The sequence below is a fragment of the Flammeovirga aprica JL-4 genome (genome assembly GCF_012844305.1).
In the GTDB taxonomy this organism is placed as follows: Bacteria; Bacteroidota; Bacteroidia; order Cytophagales; family Flammeovirgaceae; genus Flammeovirga; species Flammeovirga aprica.
This window is the reverse complement of record NZ_JABANE010000051.1, coordinates 1-15067: the sequence shown is the minus strand read 5'-3', so window position 1 is coordinate 15067 and position 15067 is coordinate 1. Positions and strand designations below refer to the sequence as shown.

Genomic DNA, 15067 nt, shown 5'->3' with positions numbered 1-15067 from the left:
TTTTATATATAACTAAAACCCATATAAGTACTTATCATACTAACTATAACTATGAAAAACATCACCCTTGTTTTGCTATTCTTAAACTACTTTTCATTTGCACAAGACTATTGTAAACCTAATGGAAATACCTCGGATGAATGGATTGAGAAAATTGACATTGGAAATTGGACCTCACATTCTGGAAATAATGGCGGTTATCAAAGTTTTACTGATACATCGTCAAACCTCACTTTATCCTACGGAGAGGAAGTGGTATTTCAATTCACCCCAGGGTATTTAGCCGATAGCTATGCGGAGGGCTGGAAGGTATGGATTGATTTTAATGAAAATGGAAACTTCTATGATGAAGGAGAAGAAATTATTTCTGTGAATCCATCTAAAGGGCCTGTTTCTGGAAGTTTCATTCTATCACAAGCATCATCAGGTATGAAAAGAATGCGTGTGATGATGGCTTTTAATAAACTCCCTACTCCTTGTGCAAACCTATCTTATGGAGAAATTGAAGATTATACTATTTATATCAACGGACCATCATTTTTAAAGATTGATGATCTATTATCAACGGCTACTTCTTGTTCTTTTCAAATCGATAAATCAGAACAGCAAATACCTTCAGATTGGGTGGAAATTGAATTGAGAAATGATGATGGAGAAGTACAGTATTACACCACTAACCAGAGTGTTTTTCATGTTGATAATCTAAATCCAAGAAACCAATATTCAATACAATTAAGAGGATATGAAGAAACAATAGCTTCAGTTCCTATTTCTTTCTTAACCATTGATACGAATAAAATTATTCTCTTAGAAGATCAACAAATAGATACCGTAGGAAACTATCATACTATAGTCGATAACGGAGGAATGAATGGCGATTATCTATCTTCCTCAAACCTATCTCATTTTTTTGTGTCAGAAGATTCATCAAAAGCTTTATCGTTAAATATTTTTCATTTTGATTTAGAAAACAACTATGATTTTTTAAGAGTACATGACGTTGGTACTATGCAAGGAGATCATCTGACAGAGGAATTGACAGGAGTGATTTCAGATCGTCAAATTTTTAGTGATTCAGCAGGTTTGAAATTGCAGATGACCTCTGATCGAAGAGTCAATAAAAGTGGCTTTATACTATTCCCTGAACTTCAAACTAAAAACCAAGATACACTTCAACTTGTCAGTAAATCAGAGCATGAATTAGAATTTCATTTACCCATAAAGTATAAAGGTCAAACTCTACATTTCTTAATAGAGGATGATAATGAAAATGTATTGAATGAAACATTCCAATTGCAAGAAACCATCGTTATTCCTCACTTATCATCCAATACAAATTATAAAGTAAGATTTAGGTCAGAAGGATCTTCTTTTTCTCCTCCTCAATATTATCAAACAGAAAAGGGGTGGCCTGCTGTTACTTTTAAAGAAAGAGGAGTTGATTTTCTGAATTTAGAATGGTCAAAAGAAGGTTTTGAGGGAGAAACTTTTTACTTGTTATGCATAACTGTGGATGATACAGTAGCTTTTTCTACAACAGAAGGGATTCTATCAATAAAAGACCTAGTGGCAGGGCAAAAGTATGGTTTTTCAATTTCTATGGATAGCCTGCAATGGAGTCGGCCTTATGAGACTTCTACTCTTTTTGACAATGTCATTAAAATATCCGCAGATACTCTTGTGGTGTCTCATGGTTTTGTTTACACTGATCCGGGAGGGTTAGAAGGAGATTATACTGAAAAGACAGAGATTGTCCAGACCTTATTTCCACCCAATAATGACTATTTATTATCAGTGGAATTTATCGATATTCAATTAGAAAATAACTATGATTCTTTAACCGTTTATGCCGATACAATTCAGAATAGTGAACACTTAATAAAAAAATACACCTCAAGTTATCACAATCAACAACCTTTATTTTCGGATCATGAAAGTGGTGCTTTGACTTTTTCTTTTGATGCTGATAGAAGTGTGAATGCTGAAGGGTGGAAGGCTTTGATTAACCTTCATGTCAAACCACCTCAATTAATAGTGGATAAGATTACTGAAACGAGTGTAAGTTTGGTTTGGTCTACTGCCTATGGAAATCACTTTGTGCTCGAAGCCTGGAGCGATAATCAACTCATTCGAGAGGAGGATGTAGATCAAAATAAATATACTTTTAAAGGGTTAGAACCTAATTCAGATTATAGTTTTAGAATAAAAATAAAAGAGGGGCTATTCAGTAATTTTACGAAGGTGAAGACCTTTAGAGATACACCAGAATTAGAGTTACATTCTGTTTATGATACATTGGTTTATGTGAAAGCAGATCTATTAAAAGGAGAAGAAATAGCAGTGGTGATGGGGGATAGTGTTTTTACAGTCAATCAATCTGTCTTTCCAATTTATCATTTAAAACCCGAGTCAGATTATACAATTCAAGCCCAATTTGAAAACTCAGAATTATCAGAAGCATTACATTTTTCAACATCACCCACTTCTTTGATAATAGACCAACAAGTATATATCACTTCCCTAGCTGATACTATGGAAGAAGTACTCTCAAATGATGTGAGATTGATGGTTTCGAATGAATACAATACATTATTCGATTTACATGCAGATCAGTTTATTTATTATGAGATAGTAGGGGGGAAGGGAACTTATAGTATCGAGGATCAATCCAAAAATCATAAAGTACACAAATATCAATTGAGTAGAGCAAATGATTTTAATGCCTATTTTGATATTCCTTTAGAGCATTTACTTCTTCAAGAAGATACCATAAAGGGCGTTAATGTATTTCTTCATAATGGTGACGGTCAGCAAACATCTCAGTTCTATATTCCTTATGCATTTTCTATAAGAGGTTACAATAGCCTTTATCAAGGCGATACTGTTTTGGTATTGGATATAGTCAATGTTTCAAGTGTAGAGAAGGTTTATATAGATGGAAATCAAATCGATTTTACAATACAAAATGAGCAATTAAAGGTCAATTTACCGGAGTTCCTAGGGGAAACCACTCATGATTTAAGGGTAGAAAGTGAATATTTTTATCAAGAAGAAACCTTTACTATTGAAGGAGAACAACGACTATTACCTCCCACAGTCCATTCATTTTCATTTATAGAGAATAATGAACTTTCGTTAGTTTGGAGTGATGTCTTTGGAGCTTCAGGATATGAATATGAATTGTATGATGTTGACAGTGTATTACTCGCAGATGGGCAATTATCAGACACAACAAGTAATATTGGTCCTCTTAAAGAAGGACAGTTTTACCACTTCAATATAAGGTCTCAGTTTAATTCTATTGGAGCACTTTCAGAATGGACGTCCATCACACTTTATAAGCCAAGAGAAACGTTTTTTAATCCTGAAATCGAATTTGGAGCTGTTACTCATAATACCATTAGTTTATCATGGAATCAGGTGGCAGAAGCAGAAAAGTACTTAGTCAAGTGGGGTGAAAATATGGAGCTGAATAATAAAGCTTTCACGACCTCTAATGAGCTTGTTATAGATGGATTGAATGATTCAACATTATATTCTTTTGAAGTGATCACTATTTATTCCTATGAAGAGTTGGATAGCCTAGGTCATCAAAAATCCATTTATACTTTAAGGGAGATAATGCCAATTTCATGTAAAATTCAATCCAGTGTTGAAAGTGTATATACCATATTAGTAGATGAGCTACAATTAGATACATTAGAAATAGAACGCTCTGACGATTCATTATTCAATGCTGTTACTATTGATACCGTTTATCTTAAAAATAATCAATTCACTTTAAGTGTTTCGAATTCAAAATATATAAGAGTGAGAGGTATAAAAGACGGAGAATATAGTACCTATTTCTCTAATACATTATTCTTAAAAGCCTTTGTTCCAAAAGTGCCAGAACTGAAGGGAATAACCTGTAAAATAGCTTCTCACTTTGAAGGAGTTTATACTATTGCCATTGATGCTGATAGCTTACTATTAGATACCTTAGAAATTGAAACTTCAAAAGATTCAACATTTTATATCTCTGAAAAAGATACCATTGTATTGGAACAAAACCACTTTGATCTTACCTCTTATGACGCTGAGTATATTCGAGTAAGAGGAGTAAAAGATAATAGGTATGTAACCATTTATTCTAACATTCTTTCCCTAGAAAAATTCGCATATGTACAACCTTTGCCTGTCATTAAAACAGTAACAGATTCAAGTGCTTCGGTAGTTTGGGAAGAGGTAAAAGGAGCAAAAGAATATAAGATAGATTGTGTTGATTCATTAGGGAATACACAGACTTATTTCACATCTGCCTCTGAGTATAAATTAGAAAATCTTACGGCGGATACTTGGTATACCATCAAAGTAAGTACAATGTATTTTACATTTCCTTCTCAAGAGTCTGATCAGATGTATTCCTTTAAAACACAGGAATTAGAAAAAGAAATGGGGGAGTGTGAAGTGAAAATTACAAGCAGTGAAAGTAATGCTTACACCCTATCACTTTTTTCAACTCAAGCATCTCAACAATTTGAAATTTTATCTTCAGCAGATTCTTTATTCAAGGATGCAATAACAACTATTCATCCATCAAATACTTATTCAATGGTATTAGACTCTTCAGTGTTTATAAAAGTACGCGGTATAGATAGTTTAAATACTGTTGAAACCAATTGGTCCAAAACGCTATATTTTGAGTATAAAAAAGTAATAACTTCTATTTCTGATACTGAGAAAAAACTCTATTTAAAATTCAATCATCCGCATTATTCATTAGAACAGATTGAATTTTCTTATCCTGTCAAAGGACAATATCTATTGCATAATTCAAAGGGATGCTTAATTGCATATGGCACTGTTGAAGGACTTCATTTATCCAACAGTCATAATCCATTACCTGCTGGAATATACTTTTTATCAGTGGTTGATAAAGGGAAAATTCATGATTTTAAACTTATTAAGAAGTAGTTAATTCAGTTATTAAGAGCTATTGTTCAAATTCACAAGACTTTAGAATTAGAATTCATTACTTTTGTGGGTTGAATTTTAAAAAGAAGGAATATGAGTCTTATCAATGTAGATAAATTTGAACAGCATTTAAGGGATAGTTTGAAAAATGATACCCTTGTAAAAATTACATTGTCAAATAAGAGAAACAAAGAAGCAGGCCTGAAGTCTATTAATGGAAAGTTAGCACAGCTGAAAAAAGGATTACATCTTTCATGTATCTACAGATACCCTACAAATGATATTACGAAAAATATTTCTTTTGAAGAGATCGTAGAAACAGTAATGAAGTATTTGGAAGAAGATTTCTTCAATGCTGATTTATATACTACAGAAAACGATTTCCATTTATTGATTTCTCCCAAGCAATCTGCCAAGTTGAGAGTGAAAGCCGCTTCTATGAAGTCGAAGCCTAAGCTACAGCACGACAAGCAAAAAAGAAGATTGATTGATGCAAAAGACAATGTATACCTTCAAGAACTGGGTGTAACGACCAAGGAGTTTAAGGTGAAAAACAGCATGCAGGACAAATACCGTCAGCTGAACAAATATGTTGAGATTATTGAAGGTATTTTGAAAAATGTGGACCTTTCTAGTAACTATAATGTTGTAGATATGGGGGCAGGGAAAGGTTACCTGACGTTCGCATTATATGATTACTTGAAGAATGTCGTGAAGCAATCTCCAGAAGTAATTGGTGTGGAGATGCGTCCTGAATTGGTGAAAAAGTGTAATGGAATTGCAGAGAAATCGAATTTTGAGCACCTGACTTTCAAAGAAGGTACCATCAAAGAAGTAGACCTTCCATCAATTGATTTATTGATTGCACTTCATGCCTGTGATACAGCTACAGATGATGCTATTTATAGAGGTATCAAAGCACAGTCGAAAGTGATTGTTTGTGCTCCGTGTTGTCATAAGCAAGTGCGTAAGCAATTAGAACCACAAGACAGTTTAGGTAAAATCACGCAGTTTGGTATTCTGAAGGAAAGACAAGCGGAATTGTTGACAGATGGTATCCGTGCGTTGATCATGGAAGCGTTTGGTTACAAGACGAAGGTGTTTGAATTTATTGCCACAGAACATACTGCAAAAAATGTTTTAGTAGTGGGAGTGCAAGATGAAATCAGAGATACGCCAAATCCAGAAGTGATAGAGCAGATCAATGAAATCAAAAAGATTCACGGTATCACTACACATCACCTAGAAACACTTTTGGGAATGTAAACGGGTTGAACTTAGGTTGATACGGATAAAAGTATTAAATTTGTTCAAACAAAACTTGAAATCCCATATTCTAGGGTTGAATAAAGTTATAAAGCTGACCTTTCAGTGGGTCATAAAAATAAAATTACTTGAAAAAAGAATTTCATCATATACGAGATAATAAGGCACCACAAGCCGTTTTGGTAGGTTTAGCCTTAAAAGATCAAAAAGTAGAAAAAGCACAGGAATACTTAGACGAATTGGCATTTTTGGCTTCAACCTTAGGGATTGAAACTAGAAAAATGTTTATCCAGCGTTTAGAACATCCTGACAAGAAATATTTTGTAGGTAAAGGTAAGTTGGAGGAGATCATGACCTATGTGAAAGCAGAGGGAATTGATACCATCATTTTTGATGACGACTTATCATCTGCCCACTCTAGAAACTTGGATAGAGAAGTGGAAGACGTAATGATCATTGACCGTTCATTATTGATCCTTCAGATCTTTGCCATGAGAGCAAAATCTTCTCAAGCCAAAACACAAGTAGAGTTGGCACAATACCAATACATGTTGCCAAGATTGACCAATCTTTGGACTCACCACTCTAGACAACGTGGTGGTGTAGGTATGAAAGGTCCTGGTGAAACAGAATTGGAAACGGATAAGCGTATCATCCGTGATAAAATCAGTTTGTTACGTAAGAAACTGAAGAAAATTGCGGTACAGTCAGATCTCCGTCGTAAAGGAAGAGACAAGGAAGTGCGTGTGGCATTGGTAGGATATACCAACGTGGGTAAATCAACCATCATGCGATTGTTGAGTAAAGCGGATGTCTTTGCGGAAAATAAGCTCTTCGCCACGGTAGATTCAACGGTAAGAAAAATTACCATGAACAACGTTCCTTTCTTAATGACGGATACCGTAGGTTTTATACGTAAACTTCCTACTACCCTTATCGAAAGTTTTAAATCCACTTTGGATGAGATCGTAGAAGCAGATGTTTTGATTCATGTTGTGGATGTTTCTCATGAATCTTTTGAAGAGCACGTGACTGTGGTTAATAATACTTTGAAAGATATCAAAGCGACAGATAAGCCTACATTATTAGTGTTTAATAAAGTAGACAGCTTTGAGGACAAAGAATATCCGCCATTTGAAGATCATCCACCAGCGACGATTGAGGAGTGGAAAGAGAGTTATTTAGCCAAAGAAAACAATTCAGTATTTGTTTCAGCCTTGAAGAGTGAAGGAGTAGAGGAGTTAAAGCGAAAAATCTTCGAATTAGTTTCTGATAAATTCTACAAGATCTACCCTAACCATCATTCATTTGCTTACAATCAGCTGTGGTTAAAACACGGTGAAAATTGGGCAGAAGCATTGGATAATGGAGAAGGTTTAGACGAAGAATAAAAAAGAATGCTGAGATTATTGTAACATCAATAATCTCAGTCTTTTTTTCAAGCAAACATTTTTTTGACATGATAAAATATATTTACCTCTTCCTGTTTTCGATCTTAATAGGATGCCAAACGACTACCTCTAACCCTGAACAAGAAATACAGCAAATCCATAAAGTATTAAAAACACAAGAGAAAGCCTGGAATACGGGAGATCTTGATCAATTTATGATTGGCTACTGGGAATCAGAAAAGTTGATGTTTATAGGTAAAAGTGGTTTGACGTACGGTTGGGAACAAACATTGGCCAATTATAAAAAAGGATATCCTGATGTGAAAGCAATGGGAAAATTAACCTTTACATTAATTGAGACTGAACTTTTAGCAGAGAATGTGGCATTGGTAGTAGGAAAATGGCATTTGTCACGTGAGACAAACGACTTACAAGGTCACTTTTCTTTAGTTTGGAAAAAAATAGACAACAAATGGGTGATCATTGCTGATCATTCTAGTTAATATAAAAAACATACCCACTTAAACACTCTGACTTCTTGTAGAAGGAATAAGGTGTTTATTAATCAAGAAAAAATGAAATTAGATATCTTAGTAATCTGTGCCCATCCAGATGATGCAGAATTAAGCTGTTCTGGTACATTAGTGAAAGCCATCAATGAAGGAAAAAAAGTTGGTATTGTTGATCTTACAAAAGGTGAGATGGGAACAAGAGGCACTCCTGAATTAAGAATACAAGAAGCCGAAAAGGCCTCAAAAATTATGGGCTTGGCGGTTAGAGATAACCTAGGGTTTGCAGACTTCTTCTTTAAAAACGATGCAGAACATCAAAAGGAAGTTTCAAGAATCATAAGAAAATATAAGCCGGATCTTATCATTACCAATGCACCTGAAGACCGCCACCCTGATCACGGTAAAGGGGCTCAATTGGTTGTTGATGCCTGTTTTATGAGTGGTTTAAGAAAGGTAGAAACATTTGAAGACGGTAAGTCACAAGAGCCTTGGAGACCTGTAAACGTCTTTCATATGATTCAATCTAACTTTTTGATGCCTGATTTTGTAGTAGATGTAACAGAAGAGTGGGAGACAAAAGTAGAAGCCATTAAAGCGTTTGGTTCTCAGTTTTTCGTGGGAGAAGGAGCTGATGCAGCACCGGGCGAACCACAGACATTTATCTCTACACCTCAGTTTATGCAGTTTTTAGAAGCAAGAGCAAGAGAGTATGGACAGAGGGTAGGAGCACAGTTTGCAGAAGGGTTTATCAAATCTGCACCTATTAAAGTCAATAGCATTTTAGATTTAATTTAGAGTCATTTTATTATATGATAAAAGTTATTTGAATTGTTTATTGCTATGGGAATCAGTAAATTAATGTAAATAAAAACGAATCATTTTGGGAAAATAGTGCGATTTAGCTGAAAAATTGTAATTTTGTACCGAGAGATAATGCACCTAGTTCTAATTATATGCAACGTCTAGAATCTTCTTTAAACAAAATGTTCAATCAAAAGGTTTTAGCAAACCTTTGCCCTTATCACCGTCAGCGTATTTCTACTTCACTGGAAAGTACGAAGTTAGAGATCCGTTCACTGTTTATGACTTTCGTCGATGGAGAGTTGGATCGCTTCAAAAAACAAATTGGAGAGGATTCACTTGATATTACAAGAACAGTGGCAGAAGGGTATATCGATAACATTGTTGATTTACTGGAAACAAGAATGGCTAGTGATGGAAATCATTTCACATCAGAAGAGCTAATTAATGGAGCATTAAGCGTTTTTAATACAGAAGGATGTCCAGTATTTCATTCTAAAAAATAGCAACATATTTAAGATATGATTAAAATAACCATCAATGTGAGAGCATTGATGGTTATTTTTTTGTCAAAAATTAGAGATGATAAATGCGTTAACGTATTGATTCAGCATCTTATATAAAAATAAAAGCTAAAAATATTATCAATGTTTTTTATTTTGACATTTTATTGTTTATGTTTGTAGCATACAATAACAAAAGGAAAAATGAAAACTGTTGTAAGAGGTATATTGAGTAATGTTCATGAAAATGGTAATAATGCCTTTGCGGTATTGAATACAGTAGATGGACAGCAATTAGAATTGATTTTAAAGCCCGTAGGCTTAAAGATTTTAAAAGGATATGCCGAAAGAGCATTTACAGTGAGAGTGAAGGGATGGATGCAGGAGGAAGCATATCACACAGGTTTTCATGTAACAAACCTTACAGGCTATTTAAAAGCTAGTTAGAGTAAGAGATCAGTAATTTAAAAATAAAGATGATTAGTACGTTCTTAGGGGATAAGAATTTACGCCATAGAAAAAGCGGCTCATGTTGTGAGACCGCTTTTCTTGTGTTTGGGGTGTAAATATTTTTTAAAGCTGGAAATGCACACCTATTTGTGCACCTGAGCCAATAATAGCTTGCAAGCCGAAACCGTCGCTGATATGGAATTTTCCACCAATACCAATTCCCCACCATAAGCTGTTGAAACTATTGATATTGAAACCAATATCACCATTCGCAAAAACATCCCATTTAGGGTGTGTGAGGTTAAATACACGATCTGCATACCATCTAAAACGGGCACCCACCCCGATAGATGTACCTGTTTTACCTGCATTGTCCCAGGTCTGAAGTCCGACTGACGGGCCTACAGTGAAGTCTCTTGCAAGGTTAAATTCATAATCTGCTTGTACACCTAGGCCATAATCACTGAATCCGGAAGTTAAACCGATGTTCAGGTTGCCAGGCCCTTTGTAATCACCTCCGCCACTTTGAGCTAGAGCAGTGTTTACCATACAAAAAGAAATAATTGTAAAAAGAAAAAGAAATAGTTTTTTCATATTTAAAGGTAATGAGTTATTAGTGTCATTTATCTGGTCATCAGTACTATTTGATGACCAAGTTACAATCGTTGATATTTCCTTTTTAATGAAACATGTCAAGGGCATATCAATATGTGCTACTAAAACTAAATATTTCCTTTTTGATGCGTGAATATTTATGTGATTTTCTTATTTCACTGCCTTTTTTTCTTGAAAAAGAACAATAAAAAAAGCAGCTCAATCTCTTGAACTGCTCCTCTTTAAGCTCATCAATATATCTGCTTGTTGGGCAGGATGTAATCTTATAATTGGAAAGCTACACCAAACTGTGCACCTGATCCAATAATAGCTTGTAAGCTTATTTTATCATTGATGTGGAATTTACCACCAATACCAATACCCAAGTAAAGAGGGTTGACAGTACTAGAACTTACATTGCTTAAATCTCCTTTTCCGCTGGCGTTACCAAATCTAAAACCAAGATCACCACTTGCAAAAACATCCCATCTGTTATCAGTAATACCAAGTACACGATCAGCATACCATCTTACTCTTGCACCTACACCAAAATAGCTGTAATTGTAATGTGTATCTGACCAACCTTGATAGTAAGCCGAAGCACCAATTGTAAAATCTTGTCCTAATTGTGCGATTTCGTAATCAGCTTGTACACCAAGAGAACCCACACCCAAATGAGAGATAATACCCACGTTTAAAGTGTTAGGACCTCTAAAATCAGCACTGTTTTGAGCGAAAACGGAACTTGAAAATGTTACTAATACTAGAGTGACTAGTAGTTGAATTGACTTTTTCATTTGTATGTTTAGAATAAAAAATTGAGTTAATGTGTTACGAATTAGGAAGTGCTTTCATAGGATAGAATGTATTCATAAAGCTCGTAACAAAATATTTTATTCAAATCTAATGAAAAAAAATTCACTGTAAACAATATTACAACCTAAAAGTCAACCCAAAGTTAGCACCACTGTATTGAGTACCCCCACCAAACTGAAGATTCAGACCAATGGTGTCATTGATAAACCATCGTCCACCTATTTGTAGTCCCATGCGGATGTAAGACCAATTGTCAATAGGGTAATCATGCCTGTCACTGTAGCTGTAAAGGCCAATATTTGCACCCGCATAAAAATCAAAATTGTTAGGAATGTTCATTATTCTATTGAAGTGGTAGTTACCATTAAATGATAAATTCCATGCTCTATGGCCACGATAATGATTTTTGTGGTAATGCTTGTAATTATGAATACCAAAACTGCCACCAATTGAGATGTCGGGATGAACACCATTGTAATCCAGGCCTATATAAAAGGGAACACCTCTTGTGTTGACGCCTACACCTGTATTAAGGTAGAATTTTGATCCATTTGAATAATTGCTTGATGTCCTGCGTTTTGTATTTTGAGCAGTACTTTCTAAAGAAAACAGAACAGTAATTAGCAATACAATTGAAAAAATAAATCGTTTGGTCATTGTTGAATTAATTTGTTGATAATTAATCCAACAAAGATATGTTTTAGCAGTTTGCTTTGTCGCTTAATGAAAATCAATATTTCGAACGCTTGTTAATTGGAAAGGAATTTTTGGATAACATAAGTAAAGGTACCCCGATGAACAGAGTACCTTGAACTAACCTTTTCAGATTGAAGTGCTTACAGGCCGAAAGTTACACCAAACTGTGCACCTGTACCAACAATGGCATGAAGACCAATTTTTTCACTGATATGGAATTTAGTACCAATCCCCAATCCCCAGTAAATTAGGAGATACATTATTGCCTCCGTGAGTTTCTCCGTAATAACTGGAGTTTGTAATGCCGAATCCAACATCACCACTTGCAAATACATCCCATTTATTAGATGTAATGCCTAAAACTCTGTCAGCATACCATCTAAATCTAACACCTAATCCAATTGTATTATGCTTAGAATAACCAGTGTCCCAACCGTAATAAGAAACAGCGGCTGCCATAGTGAAATCTTGTCCCATTTGTAGAAACTCATAATCAGCGTTGATTCCTCCAGCACCATGATTGAAACCTACACCGATGCCCACATTTAATGAGCCAGTGCCTTGATAGTGACCACCATTGCCAGTAGATTGTTGTGGGTTGTCTTGGGCAAATCCGAAAGTAGAAATGGTAAAGAATAATACTGTAGCAATGATTTTATACATGTTTTTCATAACAATTAAATAAAGTAATATAGGTTTTTAAATTTATAGTGTTTTTGATTACAGTATATTGATACGGTGTTATTTTGTTTTAGGTTAAACAAAATTGAAATTTAATAGGTGTTTATGGTAAATACCCTTATAATCAAGTACTTTTGATGAAAGTCTATTCTTATTTCTCAAAAAAACTTTTTCTTTGTCCTTTAACCGAAGTTATTTGTCCTTATTGTAATACATAAAAACTTAATACTAATTATATCATGAGAACAATCTATTCCTCTGCACTCTTCAAGTCAGTCTTGATCATTTGTACTTTTATCTTCATTTCAGTTTCATGTAGTTTAAAAGATGAGCCTTCATGTTCAGGAGGAGAAATATGGCAAGTAACAACTAAAGTTGAATCCATGACTTATCAGGTAGGTGTGCTAAAAGCAATCGATTCTGACTCTACGTTTCATTTTGATGGAGACACGACTGCTGAAGGCGATAAAACCATTTTACTTCTAGTGCAATCAAGTGAGATCAACAATGCAGGAACAACTTCACAGCGAAGTACATTTTCATTTTTTCAAAGTGCTTATGCTTCTCCGGGACCTATTTTCGCAAGTGTTGACACGATAAAAAATATTTCCATCAAAGCTCCCGTTGAATTTAATTCAATTCAAGCAGGTGATGAATTGTCTGCCCTTTTCAAAGTTATTCCTGAGCGGCCTTACCAAAAATACAATATTTCAGAAGCGATAAAGAACCAGAAAGATATTCCATTTTTAACAGGGGCACCTACAGCAAGAATCATTCTTACTATTGATAAAGGTATTTTCCCCGAGGAATTTAATTTAGAGATGACATTGGAAAGCGGTGAAAAACTGAACTTGAATATCGTTCCTTCCAGAATGAATTAAACGGGAGGTTTCATGCACCATAGTTTTAACCATGGTGCATGCTATTTTTATCCCTTTTTTTGCAGCATAAAAGTCAAAGTGGATAAACTGCCACTATGAAAGCTTCATGTTATGCATCTGTTTTTTCAGTATACATGTTTTTGATTTTCATATATAGAATATCAGGGAACTCGATAAATCCATCAGACGCAGTTGAAATATTGAGGATATAAAAAGTACTGAATTTACCGTCTTTCTTAAACTCTAATTTTGTGTAATAGGACTGTTTAAAGGGATCTGCAAGAGCGAAGCTGAAGCATTTGGCAGTGAAAATTTCTTCGGGTTTGAATTCTTTTTTACCAAAGCCATTTTTAACAATGATTTTGTGATTTTCAATTTCAAACGATGAAATCTTAAGCACTAAAAATATAAGCAGAAGGCAGAAACTGACCGTGATTAAAGGTACGTGAATGGCTTCATCCAAATGATTGACAATGTATAAGCTGCATAAAGCAATAACGAAGGTGGTAATGATGATTGTGAATATTCTTCCGAAAAGAATTCTTGAAGATGATAATTTGACTTTTCGCCCTTCTTTAATGTGTTTGATTAGCTCGCTATAATCCTCTTTTTCTAACATAATTTACGTAGTTTAGTATTTCGTGAAGTATTAAATTGATATTTAAAAAACGTTGATAAGCATTTCGCTTTTCGGGTCAAAAATCACTCCAATTATTGGGAGAATAGTACACAAAAAACAAGTAAAAAAGTCAAGCTGTTGATAATAAAGCACAGTCAGTGAAAAGTTTCTCTGAACCTTGATACAGGTATTTATTCAACTGGATTTAATTGAGAACTGACCTTGAAAAACGTTCGAAATGGGGTGATTAAATCTTTTGTTTTTTGATAAAATAAAGCTACTTTCCTATGCTGAAACATAAGAGTGTATCTTTATTATTTATTAGGTATCTAAACTTAGATCGCCCTAAATAGTAAAACGTACTTCTGTTACGGTTAACTGATTTACATTAGTGTAAAAGTAACCAAACAACCAGATGTATTATGATCAATTTTGAAGGTTTTGACGATAGAACATTTTATTCAACATTTCAAAAAGAAGAAGATTGTCTTGAATATTTATCGACACTAAAGTGGAGTGATCATTACAAATGTAGGAAATGTGAACATACAAAATATATGAAAGGTAAAAAGTTACATTCCAGACGTTGTCAAAAGTGTAAATATGATGAGTCTGTTACGGCTCATACCCTATTTCATAAGCTGAAATTTTCAATTCTAACTGCTTTTGAATTCATATTTAAAGTTAGTTGTGATAAGAAAGGCATGTCCACTTTAACTTTAAGTGAGAAACTGTCCTTGAGTTATCAAAGCTGTTTAAATTTCAGACGTAAAGTGCAATATGCTATGCAAAGTAGTTTACAGCATCCTTTGAAGGGGTATGTTGAGGTCGATGAGTTTGCTGTAGGTGGGTATGACGCTGGCAGTCAAGGTAGAGCCAAAGGAGATAAAAAGCTTGTCAA

General features: G+C 34.5%; 14 protein-coding genes. 9 read left to right on the top strand and 5 right to left on the bottom strand.

Annotated elements, in window-relative coordinates:
- Positions 1-51 precede the first annotated feature (51 nt).
- The 7 genes from HHU12_RS18140 (at position 52) to HHU12_RS18110 (ending at position 9876) form a co-directional block, all read left to right on the top strand.
- On the top strand, positions 52-4956 hold the full coding sequence (locus HHU12_RS18140; protein WP_169658154.1) for a fibronectin type III domain-containing protein: 4905 nt from the start codon (positions 52-54) through the stop codon (positions 4954-4956).
- A gap of 93 nt (positions 4957-5049) precedes the next feature.
- On the top strand, positions 5050-6222 hold the full coding sequence (locus HHU12_RS18135) for a class I SAM-dependent methyltransferase (protein ID WP_169658153.1): 1173 nt from the start codon (positions 5050-5052) through the stop codon (positions 6220-6222).
- Positions 6223-6350: 128 nt separating this feature from the next.
- Positions 6351-7613: a GTPase HflX gene (gene hflX / locus HHU12_RS18130; protein ID WP_169658152.1), complete on the top strand. Its 1263-nt coding sequence runs from the start codon at positions 6351-6353 to the stop codon at positions 7611-7613.
- A 68-nt stretch (positions 7614-7681) separates the two neighbouring features.
- Entirely contained in the window at positions 7682-8116 is a 435-nt protein-coding gene (locus HHU12_RS18125) for a YybH family protein (RefSeq protein ID WP_169658151.1), read from the top strand.
- 72 nt (positions 8117-8188) lie between these two features.
- Complete coding sequence (gene bshB1, locus HHU12_RS18120; protein WP_169658150.1) at positions 8189-8920, top strand: bacillithiol biosynthesis deacetylase BshB1; 732 nt, start codon at positions 8189-8191, stop codon at positions 8918-8920.
- Between the two features lie 188 nt (positions 8921-9108).
- Positions 9109-9432: a hypothetical protein gene (locus HHU12_RS18115; protein WP_169658149.1), complete on the top strand. Its 324-nt coding sequence runs from the start codon at positions 9109-9111 to the stop codon at positions 9430-9432.
- A gap of 201 nt (positions 9433-9633) precedes the next feature.
- Positions 9634-9876, top strand: a complete 243-nt coding sequence (locus tag HHU12_RS18110; RefSeq protein WP_169658148.1) for a hypothetical protein — start codon at positions 9634-9636, stop codon at positions 9874-9876.
- 126 nt (positions 9877-10002) lie between these two features.
- Here HHU12_RS18110 and HHU12_RS18105 read toward each other — a convergent pair whose 3' ends face one another.
- The 4 genes from HHU12_RS18105 to HHU12_RS18090 all read right to left on the bottom strand — a co-directional run bounded on the left by HHU12_RS18105 (position 10003) and on the right by HHU12_RS18090 (position 12648).
- Positions 10003-10473 carry a hypothetical protein gene (locus tag HHU12_RS18105; protein ID WP_169658147.1) on the bottom strand — a complete coding sequence of 157 codons (471 nt, stop codon included), beginning with the start codon at positions 10471-10473 and terminating at the stop codon, positions 10003-10005.
- A gap of 284 nt (positions 10474-10757) precedes the next feature.
- A complete protein-coding gene (locus HHU12_RS18100; protein ID WP_169658146.1) occupies positions 10758-11270 on the bottom strand; it encodes a hypothetical protein in 513 nt (170 codons plus the stop codon).
- A 136-nt stretch (positions 11271-11406) separates the two neighbouring features.
- On the bottom strand, positions 11407-11946 hold the full coding sequence (locus HHU12_RS18095; RefSeq protein ID WP_169658145.1) for a hypothetical protein: 540 nt from the start codon (positions 11944-11946) through the stop codon (positions 11407-11409).
- A gap of 258 nt (positions 11947-12204) precedes the next feature.
- Positions 12205-12648: a hypothetical protein gene (locus HHU12_RS18090; protein ID WP_169658144.1), complete on the bottom strand. Its 444-nt coding sequence runs from the start codon at positions 12646-12648 to the stop codon at positions 12205-12207.
- A gap of 257 nt (positions 12649-12905) precedes the next feature.
- On the opposite strand from HHU12_RS18090, the gene HHU12_RS18085 reads away from it, so the two are divergent.
- Positions 12906-13547, top strand: coding sequence for a hypothetical protein (locus tag HHU12_RS18085; RefSeq protein ID WP_169658143.1), 642 nt, complete (start codon positions 12906-12908; stop codon positions 13545-13547).
- Positions 13548-13656: 109 nt separating this feature from the next.
- Here HHU12_RS18085 and HHU12_RS18080 read toward each other — a convergent pair whose 3' ends face one another.
- Complete coding sequence (locus HHU12_RS18080; protein ID WP_169658142.1) at positions 13657-14166, bottom strand: hypothetical protein; 510 nt, start codon at positions 14164-14166, stop codon at positions 13657-13659.
- Positions 14167-14588: 422 nt separating this feature from the next.
- On the opposite strand from HHU12_RS18080, the gene HHU12_RS18075 reads away from it, so the two are divergent.
- A partial coding sequence (locus HHU12_RS18075) for a transposase (protein WP_169656597.1) occupies positions 14589-15067 on the top strand: 479 nt, incomplete at its 3' end.

What these genes read in the sequence shown, in the direction of transcription:
- HHU12_RS18115 (WP_169658149.1), top strand. Translation starts at nt 9,109, where the DNA reads ATGTTCAATCAAAAGGTTTTAGCAAACCTTTGCCCTTATCACCGTCAG.
- bshB1 (WP_169658150.1), top strand. Translation starts at nt 8,189, where the DNA reads ATGAAATTAGATATCTTAGTAATCTGTGCCCATCCAGATGATGCAGAA.
- HHU12_RS18125 (WP_169658151.1), top strand. Translation starts at nt 7,682, where the DNA reads ATGATAAAATATATTTACCTCTTCCTGTTTTCGATCTTAATAGGATGC.
- HHU12_RS18110 (WP_169658148.1), top strand. Translation starts at nt 9,634, where the DNA reads ATGAAAACTGTTGTAAGAGGTATATTGAGTAATGTTCATGAAAATGGT.
- HHU12_RS18080 (WP_169658142.1), bottom strand. Translation starts at nt 14,166, where the DNA reads ATGTTAGAAAAAGAGGATTATAGCGAGCTAATCAAACACATTAAAGAA.
- HHU12_RS18140 (WP_169658154.1), top strand. Translation starts at nt 52, where the DNA reads ATGAAAAACATCACCCTTGTTTTGCTATTCTTAAACTACTTTTCATTT.
- HHU12_RS18085 (WP_169658143.1), top strand. Translation starts at nt 12,906, where the DNA reads ATGAGAACAATCTATTCCTCTGCACTCTTCAAGTCAGTCTTGATCATT.
- HHU12_RS18105 (WP_169658147.1), bottom strand. Translation starts at nt 10,473, where the DNA reads ATGAAAAAACTATTTCTTTTTCTTTTTACAATTATTTCTTTTTGTATG.
- HHU12_RS18095 (WP_169658145.1), bottom strand. Translation starts at nt 11,946, where the DNA reads ATGACCAAACGATTTATTTTTTCAATTGTATTGCTAATTACTGTTCTG.
- HHU12_RS18100 (WP_169658146.1), bottom strand. Translation starts at nt 11,270, where the DNA reads ATGAAAAAGTCAATTCAACTACTAGTCACTCTAGTATTAGTAACATTT.
- HHU12_RS18135 (WP_169658153.1), top strand. Translation starts at nt 5,050, where the DNA reads ATGAGTCTTATCAATGTAGATAAATTTGAACAGCATTTAAGGGATAGT.
- HHU12_RS18090 (WP_169658144.1), bottom strand. Translation starts at nt 12,648, where the DNA reads ATGTATAAAATCATTGCTACAGTATTATTCTTTACCATTTCTACTTTC.